Annotated in this window: 21 protein-coding genes; 12 read left to right on the forward strand and 9 right to left on the reverse strand. The window is 45.9% G+C overall.

Going from position 1 to position 22,380, the window contains the following annotated elements; all coding sequences use genetic code 11:
- Positions 1-17: 17 nt before the first annotated feature.
- The 5 genes from agaW to IRQ95_RS06690 all read left to right on the forward strand — a co-directional run bounded on the left by agaW (position 18) and on the right by IRQ95_RS06690 (position 4,218).
- Positions 18-794: a PTS N-acetylgalactosamine transporter subunit IIC gene (gene agaW, locus IRQ95_RS06670; RefSeq protein ID WP_194436211.1), complete on the forward strand. Its 777-nt coding sequence runs from the start codon at positions 18-20 to the stop codon at positions 792-794.
- Complete coding sequence (gene agaE, locus IRQ95_RS06675; protein WP_194436212.1) at positions 784-1,668, forward strand: PTS N-acetylgalactosamine transporter subunit IID; 885 nt, start codon at positions 784-786, stop codon at positions 1,666-1,668. The genes agaW and agaE overlap by 11 nt, the downstream gene beginning before the upstream one ends.
- A 69-nt stretch (positions 1,669-1,737) precedes the next feature.
- Positions 1,738-2,178, forward strand: a complete 441-nt coding sequence (gene agaF, locus IRQ95_RS06680; protein ID WP_194436213.1) for a PTS galactosamine/N-acetylgalactosamine transporter subunit IIA — start codon at positions 1,738-1,740, stop codon at positions 2,176-2,178.
- Positions 2,168-3,373, forward strand: a complete 1,206-nt coding sequence (gene nagA, locus IRQ95_RS06685; RefSeq protein WP_194436214.1) for an N-acetylglucosamine-6-phosphate deacetylase — start codon at positions 2,168-2,170, stop codon at positions 3,371-3,373. The genes agaF and nagA overlap by 11 nt, the downstream gene beginning before the upstream one ends.
- Positions 3,364-4,218, forward strand: a complete 855-nt coding sequence (locus IRQ95_RS06690; protein ID WP_194436215.1) for a tagatose bisphosphate family class II aldolase — start codon at positions 3,364-3,366, stop codon at positions 4,216-4,218. The genes nagA and IRQ95_RS06690 overlap by 10 nt, the downstream gene beginning before the upstream one ends.
- Positions 4,219-4,305: 87 nt before the next feature.
- Here IRQ95_RS06690 and IRQ95_RS06695 read toward each other — a convergent pair whose 3' ends face one another.
- On the reverse strand, positions 4,306-5,013 hold the full coding sequence (locus IRQ95_RS06695; RefSeq protein WP_194436216.1) for a flavin reductase family protein: 708 nt from the start codon (positions 5,011-5,013) through the stop codon (positions 4,306-4,308).
- A gap of 54 nt (positions 5,014-5,067) precedes the next feature.
- Positions 5,068-5,568: a fasciclin domain-containing protein gene (locus IRQ95_RS06700; RefSeq protein WP_194436217.1), complete on the reverse strand. Its 501-nt coding sequence runs from the start codon at positions 5,566-5,568 to the stop codon at positions 5,068-5,070.
- 146 nt (positions 5,569-5,714) lie between these two features.
- Between IRQ95_RS06700 and IRQ95_RS06705 the strand changes: the two genes are divergently transcribed.
- Complete coding sequence (locus IRQ95_RS06705; RefSeq protein WP_194436218.1) at positions 5,715-6,020, forward strand: DUF6482 family protein; 306 nt, start codon at positions 5,715-5,717, stop codon at positions 6,018-6,020.
- Between the two features lie 90 nt (positions 6,021-6,110).
- Here the strand turns inward: IRQ95_RS06705 and sohB are convergent, their stop codons facing one another.
- Positions 6,111-7,172: a protease SohB gene (sohB, locus tag IRQ95_RS06710; protein ID WP_194436219.1), complete on the reverse strand. Its 1,062-nt coding sequence runs from the start codon at positions 7,170-7,172 to the stop codon at positions 6,111-6,113.
- 354 nt (positions 7,173-7,526) lie between these two features.
- Here sohB and IRQ95_RS06715 point away from each other — a divergent pair, with 354 nt between their 5' ends.
- The 4 genes from IRQ95_RS06715 (at position 7,527) to IRQ95_RS06730 (ending at position 13,580) form a co-directional block, all read left to right on the forward strand.
- Positions 7,527-8,270, forward strand: a complete 744-nt coding sequence (locus IRQ95_RS06715; RefSeq protein WP_075648723.1) for a YciK family oxidoreductase — start codon at positions 7,527-7,529, stop codon at positions 8,268-8,270.
- A 121-nt stretch (positions 8,271-8,391) separates the two neighbouring features.
- Positions 8,392-9,069 carry a translesion DNA synthesis-associated protein ImuA gene (gene imuA, locus IRQ95_RS06720; RefSeq protein ID WP_194436220.1) on the forward strand — a complete coding sequence of 226 codons (678 nt, stop codon included), beginning with the start codon at positions 8,392-8,394 and terminating at the stop codon, positions 9,067-9,069.
- Positions 9,070-9,072: 3 nt separating this feature from the next.
- A complete protein-coding gene (locus tag IRQ95_RS06725) occupies positions 9,073-10,491 on the forward strand; it encodes a Y-family DNA polymerase (protein WP_194436221.1) in 1,419 nt (472 codons plus the stop codon).
- A 14-nt stretch (positions 10,492-10,505) separates the two neighbouring features.
- Complete coding sequence (locus tag IRQ95_RS06730) at positions 10,506-13,580, forward strand: error-prone DNA polymerase (RefSeq protein WP_194436222.1); 3,075 nt, start codon at positions 10,506-10,508, stop codon at positions 13,578-13,580.
- Positions 13,581-13,820: 240 nt separating this feature from the next.
- Here IRQ95_RS06730 and IRQ95_RS06735 read toward each other — a convergent pair whose 3' ends face one another.
- The 4 genes from IRQ95_RS06735 to cydH form a co-directional block, all read right to left on the reverse strand.
- The gene (locus IRQ95_RS06735) at positions 13,821-14,771 is read right to left on the reverse strand and encodes a chemotaxis protein CheV (RefSeq protein WP_194436223.1); all 951 of its coding nucleotides are present in this window, start codon (positions 14,769-14,771) and stop codon (positions 13,821-13,823) included.
- A 95-nt stretch (positions 14,772-14,866) separates the two neighbouring features.
- Entirely contained in the window at positions 14,867-16,084 is a 1,218-nt protein-coding gene (mlc, locus tag IRQ95_RS06740; RefSeq protein ID WP_194436224.1) for a sugar metabolism global transcriptional regulator Mlc, read from the reverse strand.
- A 256-nt stretch (positions 16,085-16,340) separates the two neighbouring features.
- Positions 16,341-17,495, reverse strand: a complete 1,155-nt coding sequence (locus tag IRQ95_RS06745; protein ID WP_194436225.1) for a patatin-like phospholipase family protein — start codon at positions 17,493-17,495, stop codon at positions 16,341-16,343.
- A 12-nt stretch (positions 17,496-17,507) separates the two neighbouring features.
- Positions 17,508-17,600: a cytochrome bd-I oxidase subunit CydH gene (gene cydH, locus IRQ95_RS06750; protein WP_139312220.1), complete on the reverse strand. Its 93-nt coding sequence runs from the start codon at positions 17,598-17,600 to the stop codon at positions 17,508-17,510.
- Between the two features lie 653 nt (positions 17,601-18,253).
- On the opposite strand from cydH, the gene IRQ95_RS06755 reads away from it, so the two are divergent.
- Together IRQ95_RS06755 and IRQ95_RS06760 are read left to right on the forward strand one after the other, a co-directional pair.
- Positions 18,254-19,729: a sodium-dependent transporter gene (locus IRQ95_RS06755; RefSeq protein WP_194436226.1), complete on the forward strand. Its 1,476-nt coding sequence runs from the start codon at positions 18,254-18,256 to the stop codon at positions 19,727-19,729.
- A complete protein-coding gene (locus tag IRQ95_RS06760; RefSeq protein ID WP_123783893.1) occupies positions 19,726-19,821 on the forward strand; it encodes a MetS family NSS transporter small subunit in 96 nt (31 codons plus the stop codon). The genes IRQ95_RS06755 and IRQ95_RS06760 overlap by 4 nt, the downstream gene beginning before the upstream one ends.
- A gap of 74 nt (positions 19,822-19,895) precedes the next feature.
- Here the strand turns inward: IRQ95_RS06760 and IRQ95_RS06765 are convergent, their stop codons facing one another.
- Both IRQ95_RS06765 and ptsG read right to left on the reverse strand, forming a co-directional pair.
- Positions 19,896-20,318 carry a hypothetical protein gene (locus IRQ95_RS06765; protein ID WP_194436227.1) on the reverse strand — a complete coding sequence of 141 codons (423 nt, stop codon included), beginning with the start codon at positions 20,316-20,318 and terminating at the stop codon, positions 19,896-19,898.
- A gap of 240 nt (positions 20,319-20,558) precedes the next feature.
- Entirely contained in the window at positions 20,559-21,989 is a 1,431-nt protein-coding gene (gene ptsG / locus IRQ95_RS06770) for a PTS glucose transporter subunit IIBC (RefSeq protein WP_194436228.1), read from the reverse strand.
- Between the last annotated feature and the right edge of the window lie 391 nt (positions 21,990-22,380).

Genomic DNA, 22,380 nt, shown 5'->3' on the forward strand with positions numbered 1-22,380 from the left:
AAATAAGGACACCAATCATGGAAATAGGACTCTTACAGGCGGTGATGCTCGGCATCCTAGCCTTCTTTGCCGGCCTTGATATGTTCAACGGCCTGACTCACTTCCACCGTCCAGTAGTACTTGGTCCGCTTGTTGGTCTAATTTTAGGCGACTTGCAAACCGGTATTCTGGTAGGTGGTACGCTAGAACTGATCTGGATGGGTCTAGCTCCGCTTGCGGGTGCTCAGCCACCAAACGTAATCATCGGTACTATCGTTGGTACGGCTTTCGCTATCACCACTAAAGTTGAGCCTAATGTCGCGGTTGGTGTCGCAGTACCTTTTGCGGTTGCGGTACAAATGGGTATCACCCTACTGTTCTCGGCAATGTCAGCAGTAATGTCTAAGTGTGATGAGTTTGCACAAAACGCGGATACCGACGGTATCGAACGCGTGAACTACATGGCGCTTGCAGTACTAGGTTCATTCTACTTCCTATGTGCATTCTTACCAGTTTACCTAGGTGCAGAGCACGCTGGAAAAATCGTTGAAGTACTACCAAAAGATCTTATCGATGGTCTAGGCGTAGCGGGCGGCATCATGCCAGCTATCGGTTTCGCAGTACTAATGAAGATCATGATGAAGAATGCTTACATCCCTTACTTCATCCTAGGTTTCGTAGCAGCCGCTTGGGTTCAGCTACCAATCCTTGCGATTGCAGCCGCTGCAACAGCGATGGCAATCATCGACTTTATGCGCAAAACAGAACCAACTCCTGTAACTGCACCAGCTGAGGACTTTGAAGATGGAATCTAATGTAAGCAACGAACTAGACCTTCGTAAACATAACGCTGACGTGCAACCAGCTCCTGGTTTAAATCCAGATGAATACGAAAACAAAGAGATTGGCGCAGAGCTAACCAAAGCGGACATTAACCGCATGGCATGGCGCTCACTACTGCTCCAAGCATCATTCAACTACGAACGTATGCAGGCTTCTGGTTGGCTATACGGCCTACTACCTGCACTGAAGAAGATTCACACCAACAAAGCTGACCTTGCGAAATCTATGCAAGGCCACATGGGCTTCTTCAACACTCACCCATTCCTAGTAACGTTCGTTATGGGTGTGGTACTGGCGATGGAACGTTCTAAACAGAACATCAACAGTATCCAAAGTACCAAAATCGCAGTTGGTGCTCCAATGGGCGGTATCGGTGATGCAATGTTCTGGCTAACCCTACTACCAATCTGTGGTGGTATCGGTGCTGACCTTGCGCTGCAAGGCTCAATCATGGGTGCTGTGTTCTTCTTCGTACTATTTAACGTTGTGCACTTCGGTCTACGTTTTGGTCTAGCACACTACGCATACCGCATGGGTGTGGCGGCAATCCCAGTGATTAAAGCCAACACCAAGAAAGTCGGTCATGCAGCTTCAATGGTTGGTATGACGGTAATCGGCGCGCTTGTAGCAACGTATGTTCGCCTATCAACCACTGCTGAAATTACGGCGGGTGATGCGGTAGTCAAACTACAAGCTGACGTTATCGACAAGCTAATGCCTGCGTTCCTACCACTGGTTTACACGCTATGTATGTACGCACTAGTTAAACGCGGTTGGAGCCCACTAAAACTTATCGGTATCACTGTAACACTAGGTATCGTTGGTCGCTTCATGGGCTTCCTATAACCCCTACTTTCTCCAAACAATAAAAACGAAAAATGGGGCTGACGAATCAGCCCCAATAAGGAAACAAAAATGATTGCTGTTATTTTATCTGGCCACGGTGGTTTTGCTTCAGGCATCGCAAAAGCGATTTTTCAGGTAATTGGTGAACAACCACAATTCAAATTTATCGACTTTCCAGAAGAGGCAACAACTCCACAACTTGAAGCGCAAATGCGCGAAGCAATCGCAGAAATTGATTCTGGCGAAGGCATTGTATTTCTGACTGACCTATTGGGTGGCACGCCTTTCCGTACAGCTTCACTACTAAGCCAAGAGCGTGACGACATTGAAGTTGTGACAGGCACAAACCTACAAATGGCAGCTGAGATGTTGCTTGAGCGTGATGAGCTCAACCTAATTGAATTCCGTGATCAAGCTTTGGAATGTGGTCATCGCGGAATTACCTCTCTAGCTGCAGAAATGGCAGCAAAATCAACACAGCAAGCAACGGTAGAAGAAGATGGTATCTAATCGACTCTCACCAACTCATCAAAGCTATCGTGCTCAGCGCGTGTTGCACGGTGATACTTGGCTAAACGATGCGCTAGTGACGATCTGTGAAGATGGCACTATCACCGCTATCGAGCCATTTAACCACCAGCAACATAGCGACTTCATCGATTTAGGTGAAGTGAGTCTGCTACCGGGCATGATTGATAGTCATGTTCATGGAGCAAAAGGCTGTGATGTGATGGATGCAAGTCACGATAGCTTAAATACCATGTCGCAATACTTTGCCAGCCTTGGCGTAACAGGCTTTGTAGCAACAACCGTTACTGCTCCTGTTGCCAAGATTCGCTCAGCACTACAACAAGTAGGAAAGAGTATGAAGCAAGGCGTTGATGGCGCAGAAATCCTAGGTGCCTATTTAGAGGGACCTTACTTTACCGAAAAAAACAAAGGTGCACACCCAACAGCGTGGTTCCGTGATTTATCTGTAGAAGAGCTCGACAACTGGATTTCCTACACCGATAACCACCTGATCACTGTCGCCTTAGCACCAGAAAAAACAGGCGCATTAGATGCGATTCGCTACCTACGTAAGCAAGGCATCAAAGTGATGCTTGGGCATACTGATGCGAGTTACGACCAAGTTCAGCAAGCGCTAGACGCTGGAGCAAGCGGCATTGTGCATTGTTACAACGGCATGCGCGGGTTGCATCATCGCGACCCAGGTGTAGTTGGTGCGGGCCTGCTTCATGCCAACAGCTATGTAGAAATGATCGCTGATGGTCATCATGTCCACCCAGCTGCTATTGATGTGGCTCATCGTTGCTGCGGCAATCGCATGACGCTAATCACCGATGCAATGAGTGCGACTGGCATGCCAAACGGTGAGTACATTCTCGGAGAGTACACCGTGCACATGAAAGATGGCGTGGTAACGACAGACACAGGTGGCCTTGCTGGTAGCACTCTCACTTTGCCTCAAGCAGTACAAAACATTCAACAGTGGCTGAACTTGCCACTCGAGCAAGCATGGCTGATGGCGTCTTTGACCCCAGCACAATCTTTAGGCTTGCAAGAACAATTCGGCACTTTAGAAGTAGGCAAACGCGCTTCTATGGTTGCTCTTAAATCAGATTTTTCAATTATTAAAACTTGGGTCAACGGACGCCTTGTATTTAAGGCGCAAGAACCAAGTCAGGAGGCTTTATGTATCTAATTTCTTCTCGTGAAATGCTAAAACGTGCTCAACAAGGTGGCTACGCAGTTCCTGCATTTAACATTCATAACCTAGAAACCGTTCAAGTTATTGTTGAAACAGCATCTGAGATGGGCTCTCCTGTTATTCTTGCGGGTACTCCTGGTACTTATGATTACGCAGGCACTGATTATCTAATCAACATTTGTAAGTCAGCGGCGAAAAAACACAAGATTCCACTAGTACTACACCTTGACCACCACGAAGAACAACAAGACATCTTCAGCAAGGTCAACCAAGGTATTCGCTCTGTAATGATCGATGGTTCACACCATGCTTTTGACCAAAACATCGAAATCGTACGTTCAGTGGTAGATTACTGTAACCGTTTCGACGCAAGTGTTGAGGCTGAACTAGGCCGTTTAGGTGGCCAAGAAGACGACCTAATCGTTGACAGCGCTGACGCGCTAATGACAGATCCTGCATCTGCTGCTGAGTTCGTACGTCGCACTGGTATCGACTCTCTAGCTGTCGCTATCGGTACTGCGCACGGCCTATACAAAGCAGAACCTAAACTCGATTTTGAACGTTTAGAAAAAATCCGCTCTGTTGTTGACATCCCACTAGTACTTCACGGCGCATCAGGTGTGCCAGATGAGATGGTGCGTCGTTGTATTGACCTAGGTATCTGTAAAGTGAACGTCGCAACTGAACTGAAAATTGCTTTTGCTGATGCGGTGAAGACTTACTTCGGTGACCACCCAGATGCTAACGACCCACGTAAGTACATCATCCCTGGCAAAGCAGCGATGAAAGAAGTCGTGATGAGCAAGATTCGCGTTTGTGGCAGTGAAGGCCGCATCTAATCGCGTTTAAACCCTCAAGCAATTCTTCCTGAAAGCTTAAGGTTAACACCCTCCCCCCTATAGTCGGTGTTATTAAAAAGGGAGCCCCTAGTCAAGGCTCCCTTTTTCTATTTTGCATTTGTCCAGCGCTACCCAAGAAGAAGGTTCTCCTTCCAGAGTCAACGGATAGATTAAGGTGTCAGGTTTGGCATAACTTAAACGATGTAGCCGTTCTGTAGTATGGTAACTGTCGAGGCCAGAAATAGTGACAAGCTGCAACGACTCGACGTCTACATAACCATCAGGCATAACGGCTTTTTTCGCAATCCAAACACGCTCAATCTCGCCAATCACAAGCTCAGTTTGATTGGTTGCAATGGTGATGCGTTCAACCAACCTCATGCCCATTTTTAACGTGCTTTGCTGCACAAATGGCGCAGGGAAGTCATCGTCATACTCAGCAGTTAACCCAACCATATCAAACTCCGACTGCGTCTTATCATAGCGAGCAGATGTCTGGTGCGCTTGTTGGGCAATATCAGAAGAGACGGCATTAATCGTGTAATAACCACCACTAATAATGTTTTCTAGAGTATGACGCTCCACGGAGTGAGGACGGGAAATAAAACCAATTAAAGCGGGTGACGAGCCTAAATGGATCACCGAGCTAACAATCGAGAGATTCTCACACCCCTTCGAGTCAACAGTCCCAATCAAGTTAGCGCTTTTATAACCAACCACTGAGTTGATCAATTGCACCCGACCACGTTGATCCATCCCTTCTAAAGCTTGCTGATTAAGTTTGGCTAATCTCATACATTTATAAGCGCGACTCCTCTACTTAGAAGAGCCGCGGGTCATCCTTATTGATTACTTTGGCATAATCACAGTATCAATCACATGAATGACACCATTGCTCGCTTTGACGTCTGTGGCGACTACATTGGCATTATCAACCATCACTTTGTCACCATTAACCTTAATCATCACATCTTGTCCTTGCACTGTAGTAGCTTTATCCAGCTTAACCACGTCAGCAGCCATCACTTTTCCTGGCACAACATGGTAAGTCAAAATTGCTACCAACTTGTCTTTGTTTTCTGGCTTGAGCAACATTTCAACGGTGCCTTCTGGTAGTTTTGCAAACGCGTCATCCGTTGGCGCAAATACCGTAAATGGACCGTCACCTTTCAGTGTTTCAACTAAGCCTGCCGCTTTTACCGCTGCCACCAACGTAGTAAATGAACCATTTTCAACCGCAACATCAACAATGTCTGCTTTCTTCATTCCATGGTCGTGAGCTTGTGCCGATGAGAGCATAACAAGCGTCGCAAACAAGGTGGTCATAGAAACTAAGATGCGTTTTAACATAGATACTTTCCTCTGTAATGAATTCGGAAACGACTGTTTCCATCCAATCGAAGGTGTTCTACGGCAACAAGCTTTTAAGCGATCAATTGATCGTTTCAGCTAAAGTTGAGGTATCTGTTATCAGTTTGCATTCTAAGGAGCAGAAAATGGCAATGTCGCTACACACACTCGAACAGTTTTTCTATCTCGATAAACTGGTTGTTCACTCTTTAGATTTATCACTTTATCAAGTCTCGGTTGAGGTCGATGGAGAGGAGCATTTTATTATCGACGATAAGGGTAAAATGTTACGCGCCTTCTCAATTGTTGAGCTGCAAAAACAGTGTGCCAATCTTAATGCAAAGAAATGGGTATTAAGGCAGCAAAGCGCCTACGACGAAATGGTTGGCGCGCCGATTCGTCAGCAAGACAATACGCTGGAGGTGCCGCTTGGCAACAATAAGCTCTACTAGCCTCAACGAAGTAAAACCATGCCAAACTCGCAATAAAAAACCGCACCTATCCGGCGCGGTTTTGCATAATGTTCAGCAGAGAGCCACTGATTAAACGATTGGTCGTTGACCACGGTCGATCAATTTCATCAACACATTGTCAGCCGCTTCGCCCATTAGAGCCGCAAGCTTCGAGGTGATCTTTTTCTTCTCTACATAGTGAATCGCTAGCACTGTCTTATCTTTACATGCTTCAACGACGATATCGTCAGAAGTTTTAATCTCATCCACTAAACCGAGTGTCAGAGCTTGTGAACCAAACCAGTGTTCACCAGTCGCCACTTTTTCAAGGTCTAAATCTGGGCGACGTTCACGGATAAAGTCTTTAAACAGTACATGAGTCTCTTCAAGCTCTTGCTTGAACTTCTCACGCGCTTTATCGGTGTTTTCGCCAAACATGGTTAGAGTGCGCTTGTACTCACCTGCGGTTAGCTGTTCATACTCAATATCATACTTTTTCAGTACTTTATTAAAGTTAGGCAGCTGAGCAATAACGCCAATTGAACCCACAATGGCAAACGGCGCAGAGACAATTTTATCTGCGATACACGCCATCATATAGCCGCCGCTTGCCGCCACTTTATCTACCGAAATAGTTAAAGGCAGACCCGCAGCTTTAAGGCGATCCAGTTGTGATGACGCCAAACCGTAGCCATGCACCATACCACCGCCGGACTCCAGACGTAGCAACACTTCGTCACCTTCGCGCGCCACAGCCAGAATCGCTGTTACTTCTTCACGCAGAGAAGCGACTTCTTTGGCATCAATGCTGCCTTTGAAATCCAGCACAAACAGGTGCGGCTCACGCTTGCTCTCAAGCTCACCCTCTTTCGCGGCTTTTTTGATCTCTTTGTCGCGCGCTTTGTTCTTCTCTTTTTCGCTCTTTTTCTCTGCCTTATCACGAGCTTTAAGGAAAGCATCGTCATGCAGATGATGTTCTAACTGCTCAACCGTATGTTTGTGTTGCTCAGTTAGGTTGGTGATTTCCAATTCACCTTTTGCAGCACCGCTTCTGCCACCAGCACTTTTAGCAATAATTAAAATCGCTACTAATGCGACTACTACTGTCACAATCTTGGCTAAAAATAGCCCGTAGTCCAACAAAAATTCCAAGCTGAATATCCTCTCAATGTGCGAATTAGTGTATTGTATACCCAAGTAACCTCAAGGTGCGAGCTTCAGCGAGAATGTCTTGGTTTGTAGGCTAGGCGGTGATGTGAAGATCTAGTGGGTCTAAATCAAACATCACCAACAAAGTATACAAACCAAGACAACTCGCCCTTCGGGAGCGGGCCACTAAACCGATTTTAGCGTCAAATAACTTGGCAATAGAATGCTATTCCACTGCATTATTTTCCTTAAACTCGAATTAGTGACTACGCTCTGAATTCTGTACCTGGAGGTCACTTGGGCATAACCACTTGTCACGAAGACGAAAAGCAGTTCATAACAATAAGGAAGCATAGCGTGGATTATTCAGTTGCTGATAACGCTTTAAAAGATAAAGTCATTCTAATTACTGGTGCTGGAGCTGGCATCGGTAAACAAGCTGCAATCAGCTTTGCCGAGCATGGTGCAACCGTGATCTTACTCGGTCGTACTGTAAAGAAGCTTGAGCAAACTTATGATGAGATTGAGAGTGCTGGCTACCCTCAACCGGCAATCATTCCACTCGATATGAAAGGGGCGACAAAACAGAACTATCTGGATATGGTCGACACCATTGAAAGCCAGTTTGGTCGTTTAGATGGCGTACTGCACAATGCCAGTATTCTCGGCGTGATCAGCCCATTTGATCAAATCGGCGAAGACAGCTTTGACGATGTGATGCAGGTAAACGTCAAAGCACAATTCCTACTGTCACAAGCCTTATTGCCTCTACTGCGCAAATCAGACGACGCACGCATGGTCTTTACCTCATCAACCGTTGGTCATATCGGTCGAGCTTTCTGGGGCACATACGCCATGTCTAAATTTGCGACCGAAGGCATGATGCAAGTACTGGCAGATGAGTTAAGCGATACTAATATCCGAGTTAATGCGATTAACCCAGGTGGTACACGTACTGGCATGCGCGCCAAAGCGTTCCCTGCCGAAGACACCGATTTGCTCAAGACACCAGCGGATATCATGCCGCTCTATCTTTACTTGATGGCGCCAGAAGGCAAACAAGTACATGGGCAATGTATCGACGCCCAACCTAAGAAATAGTTTATTTAAAATCAACGCCTTGCAACTCAGCAAGGCGTTTTTTTATTTCCGCCCTATTGCAGTGATTGCCAGATAAATTATACTGTATAGATATACAGGTATATTTATTCAACAACTGCCTATGTCCGAACTGATTGAACATCTAAAACAGAAGCACTGGCTATGGCAAGGTAATGCCCAAAATCAGCCAACAGAAACCTATTCAACCGGTTTTGCGTTGCTCGATAGCAAGCTGGAAGGCGGCTTTCCTAAGCATGGTGTGATTGAGCTACAAAGCGACTCTGGTATCGGTGAATTACGCTTATTGCTGCCTCACCTACTGGCAAGTAGCGAAGAGCGCATGAGTGTATTTATTCAGCCTCCCGGCTACTTGTGCGCCGAGATGTTAGTGGAACAAGGCTTTGACCTCAACCAAATTTTACTTATCTACCCAGAGACCCCACAACACGCCTTGTGGGCAGCCGAGCAATGTTTAAAAAGTGGCACTTGTAGCAACGTTCTACTGTGGCAATCGGAATTGGAAGTTCACCAAGCACGCCGTTTACAAGTAGCAAGTGAAACCGGTCATTGTCTTCACTTTCTGTTTAAGCAAGCCCAGCAAGATATCTTCTCTCTACCTGTCAGTTTAAGTATGCGCTTAGAGCCGCACCATCATGGCTTAACCATCACCATTACTAAGCGTAAAGGCGGCTGGTCACATGGCTCTTTTGTGCTGGATATGCGCACGCGTTGGTCCCAACTCGCAATCACACAACCAGAACCTGTGGTGATCCCTTTCCCGCTACGCAAACAAGGTTAAACCATGCAGTTGTGGCTTTACCTTCATTTTCCAGCTTTGCAGCTGGATGCCCTGTTTGCCGAACAAAACGATCAAACGAACGTCGATGATCAAGCCATGGTGATCGTCGATGGGCAGCGTTTTCAAATCGTACAGGCGAATCCAATGGCGCTCGAACATGGGATTAAAATTGGCATGGGACTGGGAAGTGCCAGCGCGCTTTGCCACCAGTTGCAAGTCCACCCTTACCAAGTAGAGCAAGAGCGGCAAACCTTGGTTGATATTGCCCAGTGGCTCTATCTCGTCACCTCCGATATCGTTCTCGTGCCACCGCAAGGCATACTACTAAAAGTCAGTGACATGCTCTGCTTATATGGCGGCATTGAACGCTATTGGCAAAGCTTGTCTCAGCACCTTAATCAACTGGGTTACCGTTATAGCTATTCCACCGGATTTTCGCCCTATTCGGCAATTTTACTCGCCAAATCAGCGAAAATGCTTATTTCTAGCGACAACGCGCAGCTATTGGAATGCATTAAAACTTACCCGCTGAGTGCCACTGAACTGGCGAGAAAACAAGTGGCTGCGCTACAACGCGTAGGAGTTAACAACTTAGCCGAGCTACTGAGTCTACCAATGGCGGAATTAGCACGTCGTTTTGATATCGATTTGGTCAACTACGTAGGGCGTCTACTCGGGCAATTTAAGCACCCGCTCGATTTTTATCACCCACCAGAGAAGTTTCACAGCTATCTAGAGCTTTTGTATGAAATTGAAAATATTCAGTGGCTTGAGCGCCCACTGAAAAAACTGTTAGAGCGTTTAGAACTATTTCTCACCCTGCGCAATCATGTCGCTTATGAGTTGCAACTTACGCTGCATCAGCGCGATAAACAGAGTGACACCATCCGCTTTACCTCCGCCTGTGGTGATTATATGGCAAAGCACTGGCTCAAGTTGTGCCAGCTAACTTTAGAATCACTCAAGCTCAAAGCGCCGGTGCAAGGTCTAACCTTAGCGATCGTACGTGGCGGTGCGTTAGAGGCGACCAGCCGCGATATGTTTAATGGTCCACAAGGGCAGCAAACCCCACTGGAATTGATCGGCTTATTGCAAGCCAAACTGGGTAAAGAGAATGTACGCAAAGTCGCGCTTAGCCATGACCCACGGCCAGAGAAAGCGACTCAACTGTGTGACCCAACGCTGCCTATACCAAGCAAACCGCACGTGGCTCGCTGTCGACCAAGTTTTCTGTTACCTACTCCTGAGCCACTACAAGAAAAAGTCTCAATCGTACAAGGTCCTGAGCGCTTTGTGACTGGTTGGTGGGATGGTGATGACATCACGCGAGATTACTTTATTGCCCGTAGCAATACCGGTCGCTGGTTATGGGTGTTTCGCAATCAAGATAAACAGTGGTTTCTCCACGGACAATTTAGTTAACACGGAGTCACCTCATGTCTTATGCCGAGTTATTTTGCCAAACCAATTTCTCTTTTCTCACTGGGGCATCTCATGCAGAAGAGCTGATCCTGCAAGCCGACTTTCTACGCTATCACTCACTGGCGATCACCGATGAATGCTCCGTCGCTGGCGTGGTACGCGCCCACACCGCGATAAAAAACCACCAGCTTGGCGTTAAGCTGATCATTGGCAGTATGTTTTGGCTCAACGGCGAGTGCCAAGTGGTATTACTCTGCCCCAACCGCCAAGCCTATGCTGAGTTGTGCCGTATTATCACCAATGCTCGCCGCCGCAGTGAAAAAGGCGAATATCAACTCTCCGAATGGGATTTGATGTCGATTCGCCACTGCTTAGTGATTTGGCTCCCTACTCATCAAGAGCCGGATCGTAAATGGGGATGGTGGCTCGCTCAGCATCACTCACGCCGTTTATGGCTAGGAGTACAACGTCACTTAAGCAGTGACGACCATGTTTACCTCAGTCATTGCCAGCAGCTCGCTGCAGAGCTGCAACTGCCTGTTACTGCTTGTGGTGGTGTATTAATGCACACCGCTACTCGCTTACCACTGCAACACACTCTTACTGCCATCAAGCACGGTGGCAGTGTGAGTAACCTAAGCGGGCACTTACTGGTTAATACTGAGCGTTCACTACGGAGCATCGATAAGCTCAATAAGCTGTTTAAGCCAGAGTGGTTACAACAAAGTGTGCAGATAGCGAAACGCTGCACCTTCAGCCTCAGTGAGCTTAAGTATGAGTACCCAAGCGAACTGATCCCTGACGGTGAAACACCGATGAGCTACCTGCGTAAACTGGTCGCTTACGGTAAGCAATTGCGTTTTCCTCATGGCGTACCCGAAGACATTGAACAGACCATTGAGAAAGAGCTAGGGCTAATCGAAGAGCTCAACTATCCGTTTTACTTTCTCACTATTCACGACATCGTGATGTTTGCCAAACGCAGTGACATTCTCTACCAAGGACGCGGCTCAGCAGCGAACTCGGTGGTCTGTTATTGCTTGGAAATCACCTCGGTTGATCCAAGGCAAATCTCGGTATTGTTTGAACGCTTTATCAGTAAAGAGCGCGATGAGCCGCCTGATATTGATGTCGATTTTGAACATCAACGCCGTGAAGAAGTGATTCAATACATTTACCAAAAGTATGGTCGTGAGCGAGCCGCCCTCGCCGCGACAGTGATCTCATATCGCTTTAAGAGTGCTGTGCGTGATGTGGGCAAAGCGCTTGGCATTGAAGAAAGTCAACTCGATTACTTTATTAAGAACGTTAATCATCGTGACCGCGCGCAAGGCTGGCAAGCACAAATCGTCCAACTCGGCATTGAACCTAGCTCACTCAAAGGCGAGCAGTTTATCCAATTGGTGAATGAGATCATGGGCTTTCCGCGCCATTTATCCCAGCACGTTGGCGGCTTTGTTATCTCCTCTGGTCCACTTTATGAACTGGTGCCGGTCGAGAACGCCTCAATGACCAATCGCACCGTGATCCAATGGGACAAAGACGATCTTGAAAGCCTCGCTCTGCTTAAGGTCGACGTTTTAGCACTAGGGATGCTCAGCGCCATCCGCAAATGCTTTGCGCTAGTTGAGCGTTTTCATGGTGAAAAACTGTCGATTGCTGAGATCACGCGCCGTCAAGATGATGCGAACGTTTACGGCATGATTCAACGTGCCGATACGGTCGGTGTGTTTCAAATTGAATCTCGCGCACAAATGAGCATGCTGCCAAGATTAAGACCGGCTTGTTATTACGATCTGGTGATTCAAATCGCTATCGTTCGCCCAGGTCCCATTCAGGGTGATATGGTGCACCCTTTTCTTAAGCGCCGCAGCGGTGAAGAGGCAATCAGTTACCCTTCAGAAGAAGTCAAACAAGTGCTAGAACGCACCATGGGGGTGCCAATTTTCCAAGAGCAAGTGATCAAACTGGCGATGGTGGCAGCCGGTTTTAGCGGCGGTGAAGCAGACCAACTGCGCCGCGCAATGGCGGCGTGGAAAAAGAATGGCGACTTAGTTAAATTCCGCACTAAGTTGATTGAAGGTATGCTCAGCCGCGGCTATCAAGCTGAATTTGCTGAACGCATCTTTGACCAAATCCTTGGTTTTGGTGAATATGGCTTCCCTGAAAGTCACTCGGCTTCGTTTGCGGTGCTCGCCTACTGCTCTGCATGGCTTAAATTCTATTATCCTGAGGCATTCTACACCTCACTGCTTAATAGCCTGCCTATGGGCTTCTACAGCGCTTCACAGTTGATTCAAGATGCTAAGCGACATGGGCTGACTATCCTCCCTGTATGCATTAATCATTCACAGTATGATCATCAAGTGGTGAGCACGAGCAATGGATTCGCGATTCGCTTGGGGCTAAGGCAGATTAAAGGACTCAGCACCGAAAGTGTCGAACGATTGCTAAGAGCACGCAGCGCACAAGGTTTTACTCACCCTACCCAGCTAAAACACATTGGTTTGAATCGCAGAGACATCGAACTGCTTGCCTCCGCGAACGCAATGCAGACCATTGCCAATAACCGCTATCAAGCGCGCTGGGCAATGATGGACTCGCTCTCGGATCTGCCGCTATTTCAGCACATCAATGATGAGCAAAATTGCGCACCTATTAGTGCGCCTAGCGATATGCAAACCATGCTGGAAGATTATGCGGCAACTGGAGTGTCACTGAATCAGCACCCCATTACTCTGTTAGATAACGCCGGGGCATTAGGGCGCTTTACTCGTATGACGCAGTTAATCGACAAACCACATCAATCACTGGTGACCGTTATTGGTGTCGTGACTGGCAGACAATCACCGGGAACCGCTGCTGGCGTGACCTTCTTCACCCTCGAAGATGATACTGGCAACATTAATGTCGTGGTTTGGCGGGCCACTGCTCGAGCGCAGCAAAAAGCCTATTTGACCGCTAAGGTTCTACGCGTGAAAGGCATTCTCGAACGTGAAGGCGATGTTACCCATGTGATCGCGGGTAGATTAGAAGATCTCACCGATACGCTGCATGGCTTGCAAACCAAATCGCGTGATTTCCATTAATACCAATCAGGATAAGTAAGTGGTCAGCTAATTTGTGCAACGTAAAGCGCAAGGAAAATCGCTTAGAACTAGGCGCAGATTGCCGCTAACTAGTTATTCTAATTACAAAATCTGCAACAACGTTATCAGCGATTTTAATCAGCAAGAATGATCAAAGACTTATGCTGATTGGTACAATACTCATCACAAGATAGGCGATCAAAAAAGGGAGCCTCAGCTCCCTTCTAACACTTGGTTACGTTAATCCAAACCTAAAACGGTTTTCAAACGGTCTTGTGTCACTTGCACTAACAGATCTGGTTGGAATTTTGAAATAAAGCGGTCACAACCTACTTTCTTCACCATCGCATCGTTAAAGCTGCCGCTCAGTGAAGTATTGAGCACCACGTGCAGATCTTTCATACGTGGGTCTAAGCGCACTTCATGAGTCAGCTTATAACCATCCATTTCCGGCATTTCTGCATCGGTGATCATCAAAAGCAGTTCTTCAGCGACATTCTTACCTTCGTCACTCCAAGACTGCAGCAAGCGCAATGCCTGCAAACCATCACAACACTCAATAATATTTAAACCTAGCTGAGACAGAGTACCTTTTACTTGTGCTCGCGCCGTAGAAGAATCATCAACGATCAGTACATTGCGGCCAATCATTTCACCCGCAAGTTGTTCATCCAAGATACCCTCTGAAATTGACACATCATAATCAATGATTTCAGCGAGCACTTTTTCTACATCAATGATTTCGATGATCTGCTCATCCTCTCCATCTTTAATTCGTGAGATCGCAGTCAGGTAGTTGGAGCGGCCTGCTGTTTTTGGTGGCGGCTGAATATCGCTCCAAGTGGTATTAACGATATTACGCACTTGACCCACTAAGAAGCCTTGCACCGTGCGGTTGTATTCCGTGATGATTAAGTTTTCTTCTTGATTTTCAAGACGCGACGGTGGGAAACCGATCGCTGCACGCAGATCGATAATTGGCACGGAAACGCCACGCAACGAGGCCACGCCAGTAATATTGTAGTGTGCACCAGGTAATTTAGTTAGCGGTGGGACTTTGATTACTTCACGTACTTTAAACACGTTAATCGCAAACAGTTGTCGGCTATTTAAACTAAAAAGTAACAGCTCCAAACGGTTTTCACCAACCAGTTTGGTACGTTGGTCTACAGTGTTTAATACTCCGGTCATATCAAATCTCTAAAGCAGTTATCTGGATTGTGCGATGCCTATATCTCGCTAATCACAGAAACTAGATAACCAGACCGATCAACGAGATAAATTAATTACCCTTCTATCACTTTCATAAGCAATAAGCCATCATATAGTGCCTGTTTTACGAGAGCCGCACCAGTCATTGTTGCTTGTTTATAAAAACGTGACTCTACTAACTCAAGATCTTGATGATAAACGGGCAAACTTTGTTCCCTAATGCACTTTTGAATCGCCGGATAAAGAATCTCTTTAGCTTGGTTAATGGCTCCGCCAATCAGCACCTTTTCCGGGTTAAACAAATTAATCACTAATGCAGCCGCAGAACCTAAGTAACCACCAAGCTTTTCAATCACATCAATCGCTAATGGATCACCATTAACGGCCGCCTCACAGATCTGCTCAACACTCACTTCTTCATACTCAGCGAGAACAGAATGTTCGCCTTTCGCGATGCGTTCTTCGACTTCACTGCGAATCGCTTGCGAGCTCGCCACTGTCTCTAGACAGCCACGGTTACCGCAGTGACAAAGTTTACCTTGCGGATCAATTTGAATATGCCCAAGTTCGCCTATGTTGCCATGACGACCTTGCAACACACGACCATCGAGGATAATCCCCGCACCTAAACCATGGTGAATCGAAATCAGTACTGAGTTTTCGTTACCTTGTGAATGACCAAATAGCTTTTCCGCTAATGCCCATGCACGAGTATCGTTGGCAATAAATACGGGTAAACCGGTCGCTTTATAGATCTCAGGGCCTAAAGCCAAATTTTCCACATTGTAGTGCGGCATTTGCAACACAATACCCTGCTCTGAGTTCACTAAGCCTGGTAACGTGATAGCAATACTAGTCACACGATCAAGCTGATCAGAGTAAGTTTGGAAAAATTCTTCAATCTCGTGTAATAGGCGTGCAAGTACGTCTTCTTGATCAATTTCATGAATATCGATTTTATTATCGATTAACACGTCACCACCAAGCTCGTGCAAAGCAATCGTCAAGTAACCACGACCAAGTCGCATAGAAAGAAATTGCCAACCTTCGTTATTCACTTGCAAACCAACGGCAGGACGACCACGACTAGTTGCCTCCTGAACAGTGGTTTCATGTACTAGGTGAGCATCGATCAACTCTCGGGTAATTTTAGTAATACTTGCCGGTGCAAGTTCGCTCTCTTTCGACAAGTCGATGCGAGATATCGGGCCTTTTTGATCAATGAGTTTATATACACGGCCAGCATTGACCTGCTTGATATGATCAATGTGGCCTGGGTGAGCCATGTACATAAGAGAAACTCCGAGAATCAACAACTAATTAATTTTTTTACTTTGCGAAGTAATTGTGAAGCGCCTTGGTAGATTGCCGTGACAAGCATCACGTATAAGACTAATTGTTTGTGTCCCCTGTCATATCATCTAGTTATATTTTGCTAGTTGACTGCATTATTTTTCGTTGTGAAAAAAATTAGCAATTAGACGAAGATCACAATGTTAATTCCATATAACTAACAAACATCACAACAATACAGCTTAGAACTCACCGCTATTTGCAGTGGAATGAGAGAGGTTGAGAAGCTAGATTACAGTGGTCAAAGGTTTCCACACAGCGTAGACCGGCATCGATACCAAGCTGGTAATCATGCAGCAATTCTTCACGACTACTCATCAGAGAACTGGATAATAATGGCTGAGAAGGCGCGACTTGTACGATATAGCAATCATCGGGAGGAGAAATAAGAAAATCACGTGTGAGTGAATATGTCTGATAGTGCACCATCAACATATCCATTAGGCTTGAATCAAAACTGTCACCCAGAAGGTGGCTCAAACGGTAAATATCATCAGCCCCAAACAACCAACGGCCGCCATTTAGCGAGGCTATAAAATGCTCTTTTTTTACTTGCTTTGACCGTTGTACTCGTTCACCAAAGAACGAATTCCAATCATTTTTCCACTGCCCCAATTTATGCTGCCAATGCTCTTGAACTAAATTGAGAGAATCTCGATACCATTCAACATCCACGTCTCTACTGACAAGTTGCTCCGGTACAGGGGTATCATCTTCCTCAGTACGAATCACCACAATACATCGTGATCCCTGCCGCCAAGCTTCTTGAACCGGAATCGAGGCCGAAACTCCGCCATCGATGTAATTTCCATGACTGAATGCCACTTCATGTTCATATAGCCGGGGGATCGCACAGGTTGCTATCAGTACTTTTTTCCACTCATCTCCAAGCATTGGCAGGTAACGATCGATCAACCGCGACGAATCTGTCACGGCAGCAAATGCTTGGCGTGAGCCCAGCACGCGACGTCCCATATCCACATCTAATCGATAAGGGTAGTCACAAATCTTATCTAACGCCCAATCAAGCCCTAGATATTGCTTACGGCGAATATAGCTAAATAAGTGAAAAAACTCGGTGGAGGTTGTCAGATCAAGTATGAAAGAACGCCCTATGCCCTTTTGACGACAAAGGAATGCGGAAAGATTAAGTGCACCCGCGGAGGTACCATAAAAACGGTGAAAAGGATCAAAATCAGAAAGAAGGAAGGCATCCAAAACACCAGCGGTGAAGATACCCCGTTGCCCGCCTCCTTGGGCGACCAGGGCGTTAACCCCACTGGTGTATTTAGAGAGTCGATCTATGTCGACCGTACTAGCAGTGTTAGTGATGACACCGCTGTTACTCATTGCAATAATCGCCTAAGCCGTCGCGACAGCAATGACACCGAAGCCGATTAGTACAGCAAAGATCGTTGCGGTAATAATCAAAGCATACTTTAGATTTAGTTCCATAAGCACCTCCATATACGCTTAACAAAAAAATAACACTTGAGTAGAAACCATTCAATTTATGCGCTTTTTTTGTATCCAAATATGACGCCAGTATCACATTTAGATTAGCTCAAATGAAAGAACATGCGTATGTTTTGCACACTAAAAGCGAGAAGTGAGAAGTGAGAATGATAGGCAATACCGCACGTAACAATAAAAAAGCGATCAATCTGCTCAATATATAGTCATAACGCCTACGGATTAAAAAAGTTTATTATCTCGACAAATAAGTACATAGCAGCACATTTACCAGACTATAACTGAACAAAACTCGCACATTAAACCGAAAAAATAGAAAAACAACATATTACCCACCCAAGCAAAACACATTGATAACATTTACAATCTATTGCCATAGCCGAATATTCTCGCTATTGTGACTGCACGCGTAGCTGATAATTTCAGAATTCGCAAACACACATCGCAAATAAAAGAACAATATTCTGAGTTTTCTTCAGGCTCACAACATTTTAATTTATTTTTTTGCCAATTCACGGATGAAGGCGCAAGAAAAAATGTGTGATATTTAGCACATTATCTTTACCCATCCAGAATTAGGCGAGATAGCCTAAGAAAAGCTTCATACCTCAGGGAGTTGTATACAGGAGTCAACTATGAAGCGAGAACAATGGGGATCCCGTGCTGGATTTATTCTAGCGGCAGTCGGATCTGCTATCGGGTTGGGTAACATTTGGCGTTTCCCATATATGGCCTACGAGAATGGCGGCGGCGCCTTCTTCATTCCTTATCTATTTGCCATGCTCACTGCTGGTATTCCATTTATGATTTTGGAATTCAGTATGGGGCAAAAATATCGCGGCAGTGCACCAAAAACGCTAGCTAAGATTCACTCTAAATTTGAGTGGCTAGGTTGGTTCCAAGTTGGCGTCGCGGCCGTTATTGCGGTTTACTACGTAGCCGTGATCGGCTGGGCGATTTCATACTTTGGCATGTCGTTTACCCAAAGTTGGGGCAGCGACACCAATGCTTTCTTCTTCAGTGAGTACCTACAATTAGGTGGTGACAACTCGCCAACGGCGCTAGGTAGCATTCAATGGAAAATCGCTATTGCGATGCTCATAGCATGGGCAATCACTTATGCTGCCATTGTCGGGGGCGTAAAAGCCGGTATTGAACGCGCTTCGAAGATCATGATGCCAATACTATTTATTATGGTACTGCTACTCATTGGACGTATGATTTTCCTTCCAGGTGCTCTGGATGGCGTGAACTATATGTTCGAGCCTGACTTTAGCAAGATCTGGGATGTGAAGGTTTGGGCTGCGGCATATGGTCAAATTTTCTTCACGCTCAGTATTGGCTTTGCCATCATGCTGGCTTATTCAAGCTACTTACCTGAAAAGTCAGACATTACGAACAACGCCTTTATGACAGTATTGATCAACTGTGGCTTCTCAATTCTTGCCGGAATCATGATTTTCTCCGTATTGGGGTATATGGCTCAAGAACAAGGTAAACCACTAACAGAAGTTGTATCAGCAGGCGTTGGTCTTGCATTTGTTACCTTGCCGGCGGCAATTAACTTATTACCTGCACCTTATGTCCTTGGTCCGCTGTTTTTCTTTGCGCTTGTTGTGGCAGGTCTAAGCTCACATATCTCAATCATGGAAGCGGTAACGTCAGCTATCATCGACAAGCTTAAGTGGAGCCGCAGAAAAGCTGCGAATATCGTAGTGGGTACTGGAGTCATTGTATCGATGGCGTTTGCGACCAATGGCGGTCTATTGCTTCTCGATCTCGTTGACCACTTTGCTAACAACGTTGGTATCATGGTTGGTGCGCTGATTGAAGTAGTACTCATGGCTTGGCTATTAAATAAAGTACCAAGCGTACGTGAATACGTTAACGCCAAGTCCGACTTTACGATTGGTCAATGGTTTGATGTATGTATCCGCTTTGTTACACCGGTAATGCTAGCCGTCATCCTAGCGACGAAACTACAAACCCTACTAACGGAAGGCTATGGCGGTTATGACCTAACGCTCGGTTGGGTAGTGATTGGCGCCCTATTCGTTTTCGGTTTTATTATCAACAGCACATCAAGCAAGCCACAGGAGGTGCAATCATGACAACAGGTGCAATTATTATGATGGTGATTGGACTAGGGATCACCTGGGGCGGTGCGGCAATCTGCATCAAGCGTGCAATGAACAAACAGTAAAATGTCCCACTAGACAAATGCCAGCAAATCGCTGGCATTTTTATTGCTGATTTCTAGCGCCAACATGTATAAAACTAAAAGTGATACTTTGCGCCAGCCGCAGCACCAATGCCTAACTCCCAACCTTTGTGCATATCGAGCTCTGGTTGAACTTGACCATAGATCTGCCAGCCTTGGCTGACTTGGTAGTTAACACCTAACGGCACACGTACACCAAAGCCATCATCCCACTCTCCCCAAGCCCCTAATCCAACATACCACTCGATCGGTTCTTCAGTATTGAACTGACCTGTTTTAGCGATGTAATCAAAGGCTGCTCCTTGATTACCAATAATAAAGCGATACTGATCATCCAGTTCAACCACCACACTTAATTGCTGGTCAACGGCCAGCCCCACAGCGAGATCGGTTGGCTTATCATTATTACTCGCATGCGCCGCAAAAGTTGCCGCGAGTAACACACTACCGATGGTGAACTTGTTCACTACTGTTTTCATTTATCCTCCAGTTAATCAATATTTCTTTGCTGTCTATTGTGTTGGCTTACAAACAGTGGAGGTCAGAGCAAAGTAAAGCGAGGGCTAAAATCGGGAAAGAAGAGAAGGAAACTTGAACTGATAATATGCAATTAGCTTTACCTTAAAGACGAACGCGAAACTAAACGTAAAGGCAGAACGTGAAAAAGGAGGCCGAAGCCTCCTTTGAATACCTATAGGGGAAGGTATAATTTCAATGTATTAGTGGTTACGAATCCACTCATCCATATCAGTTTTTAGGTTATCAGACTTAGTACCGAAGATTGCCTGAACACCACCAGCTACGACAACAACACCTGCTGCACCTAGCTTTTTAAGTTGGTCTTGGTCAACGGCTGCTGTATCAGCAACTGCTACACGTAGACGTGTAATACATGCGTCTAGACCTGTGATGTTTTCTTTACCGCCGAATGCTGCAACTAGTTCACCAGCCATATCTGAGCCAGAAGTTGCTACTGCTGCATCATCAGATTCATCTTCGCGACCAGGAGTCTTAAGATCAAGAGCTGTGATAACAGTGCGGAATACTACGTAGTAGATCACTGCGTATACTAGACCAACCGCTACCATTAGACCCATCTTCTGAGAGTTACCAGATAGAACTAGGAAGTCGATTAGACCGTGTGAGAATGAAGTACCGTGTACAAAACCTAGAGTGTTAGCAACAACGTATGCAGAACCAGCTAGTAGAGCGTGGATACCGTATAGGATTGGAGCAACGAATAGGAATGAGAATTCGATTGGCTCAGTAATACCTGTTAGGAATGAAGTCAGAGCTGCTGACGCCATGATACCCATTACTTTAGCGCGGTTTTCTGGTTTAGCACAGTGAGCAATAGCGATTGCTGCAGCTGGTAGACCAAACATCTTGAACATGTAACCACCAGCTAGCTGACCGAAACCGTTGCCCGCTGCGCGAGAAGCTTCGTCTGCTACTAGGTAACAAGTTAGTACGCCGTTTTGAGTTTCGCCTGCTGCGTTCACACAAGTACCAGCTTCGAAGAAGAATGGTACGTTCCACACGTGGTGTAGACCGAATGGGATTAGAGAACGCTCAACTACGCCGTAGATACCGAACGCAAGTTGTGGGTTTTGGTGTGCAGCCCAGTCAGAGAATGCAGAGATTGCACCGCCGATTGGTGGCCATACGATAGATAGAACAACACCTAGGATGATTGCAGCAAAACCAGTGATGATTGGCACTGCACGCTTACCAGCGAAGAAGCCTAGGTATTCTGGAAGTTGGATCTTGAAGAAACGGTTGAATGCCCAAGCAGCAACACCACCCACAAGGATACCACCTAGTACACCTGTGTCGATCTTCTCAACGCCCATGATGCCGGCCATAACGCTTAGCGTAGCAACCATGATGCCGTAACCAACGATTGCAGCAAGGCCTGCTACACCGTCGTTATTTGTAAAGCCAAGTGCAACACCCACAGCAAATAGCAGAGCCATTTGGCCGAATACTGAGCCGCCTGCTTGTTCCATTAGGTTAGAAACGATTTCTGGGATGAAGCTAAGGTGAGCTGCACCTACACCTAGTAGGATACCTGCTACCGGTAGCACCGATACTGGAAGCATCAGAGCTTTACCGACTTTCTGCAGGTTTGCAAAAAGGTTCTTAAACATGTTTATGCTCCTGAAAGATATTAGAGTTATCTGGGCTCTAACGGCACACCCCCGTAGCCTAAATGTTAGCACCCATTGAAAATGTAACCACTTGTAACGTTATATTTTCTGCCTCTAAATATATCTTGAGCCCACTCGCATTTGCTAGTGCGCGAGACACTTTAATTGCAAACTAATAGATAGATCACACGCAAAAACTCTATTTTATAAAGAAAAACATGCCATAAGACATTGATATAATTAAAAATAAACCAGCAAAGCATTAATTTCAGCCATCGAATAAAATAAGCTTCAATGTTATTTTTTATTACAAAATTACAAGTGCTTACTTGATGAGCAGATAAGTTAACAATAATGCCCATTGAGTAACATAAAAACGTTTACATCATAT

The sequence above is a fragment of the Vibrio fluminensis genome (assembly GCF_015278125.1).
GTDB classification, from domain to species: domain Bacteria; phylum Pseudomonadota; class Gammaproteobacteria; order Enterobacterales; family Vibrionaceae; genus Vibrio; species Vibrio fluminensis.

What these genes read in the sequence shown, in the direction of transcription:
- agaW (WP_194436211.1), top strand. Translation starts at nt 18, where the DNA reads ATGGAAATAGGACTCTTACAGGCGGTGATGCTCGGCATCCTAGCCTTC.
- agaE (WP_194436212.1), top strand. Translation starts at nt 784, where the DNA reads ATGGAATCTAATGTAAGCAACGAACTAGACCTTCGTAAACATAACGCT.
- agaF (WP_194436213.1), top strand. Translation starts at nt 1,738, where the DNA reads ATGATTGCTGTTATTTTATCTGGCCACGGTGGTTTTGCTTCAGGCATC.
- nagA (WP_194436214.1), top strand. Translation starts at nt 2,168, where the DNA reads ATGGTATCTAATCGACTCTCACCAACTCATCAAAGCTATCGTGCTCAG.
- IRQ95_RS06690 (WP_194436215.1), top strand. Translation starts at nt 3,364, where the DNA reads ATGTATCTAATTTCTTCTCGTGAAATGCTAAAACGTGCTCAACAAGGT.
- IRQ95_RS06695 (WP_194436216.1), bottom strand. Translation starts at nt 5,013, where the DNA reads ATGAGATTAGCCAAACTTAATCAGCAAGCTTTAGAAGGGATGGATCAA.
- IRQ95_RS06700 (WP_194436217.1), bottom strand. Translation starts at nt 5,568, where the DNA reads ATGTTAAAACGCATCTTAGTTTCTATGACCACCTTGTTTGCGACGCTT.
- IRQ95_RS06705 (WP_194436218.1), top strand. Translation starts at nt 5,715, where the DNA reads ATGGCAATGTCGCTACACACACTCGAACAGTTTTTCTATCTCGATAAA.
- imuA (WP_194436220.1), top strand. Translation starts at nt 8,392, where the DNA reads ATGTCCGAACTGATTGAACATCTAAAACAGAAGCACTGGCTATGGCAA.
- IRQ95_RS06725 (WP_194436221.1), top strand. Translation starts at nt 9,073, where the DNA reads ATGCAGTTGTGGCTTTACCTTCATTTTCCAGCTTTGCAGCTGGATGCC.
- IRQ95_RS06730 (WP_194436222.1), top strand. Translation starts at nt 10,506, where the DNA reads ATGTCTTATGCCGAGTTATTTTGCCAAACCAATTTCTCTTTTCTCACT.
- IRQ95_RS06735 (WP_194436223.1), bottom strand. Translation starts at nt 14,771, where the DNA reads ATGACCGGAGTATTAAACACTGTAGACCAACGTACCAAACTGGTTGGT.
- mlc (WP_194436224.1), bottom strand. Translation starts at nt 16,084, where the DNA reads ATGTACATGGCTCACCCAGGCCACATTGATCATATCAAGCAGGTCAAT.
- IRQ95_RS06745 (WP_194436225.1), bottom strand. Translation starts at nt 17,495, where the DNA reads ATGAGTAACAGCGGTGTCATCACTAACACTGCTAGTACGGTCGACATA.
- cydH (WP_139312220.1), bottom strand. Translation starts at nt 17,600, where the DNA reads ATGGAACTAAATCTAAAGTATGCTTTGATTATTACCGCAACGATCTTT.
- IRQ95_RS06755 (WP_194436226.1), top strand. Translation starts at nt 18,254, where the DNA reads ATGAAGCGAGAACAATGGGGATCCCGTGCTGGATTTATTCTAGCGGCA.
- IRQ95_RS06760 (WP_123783893.1), top strand. Translation starts at nt 19,726, where the DNA reads ATGACAACAGGTGCAATTATTATGATGGTGATTGGACTAGGGATCACC.
- IRQ95_RS06765 (WP_194436227.1), bottom strand. Translation starts at nt 20,318, where the DNA reads ATGAAAACAGTAGTGAACAAGTTCACCATCGGTAGTGTGTTACTCGCG.
- ptsG (WP_194436228.1), bottom strand. Translation starts at nt 21,989, where the DNA reads ATGTTTAAGAACCTTTTTGCAAACCTGCAGAAAGTCGGTAAAGCTCTG.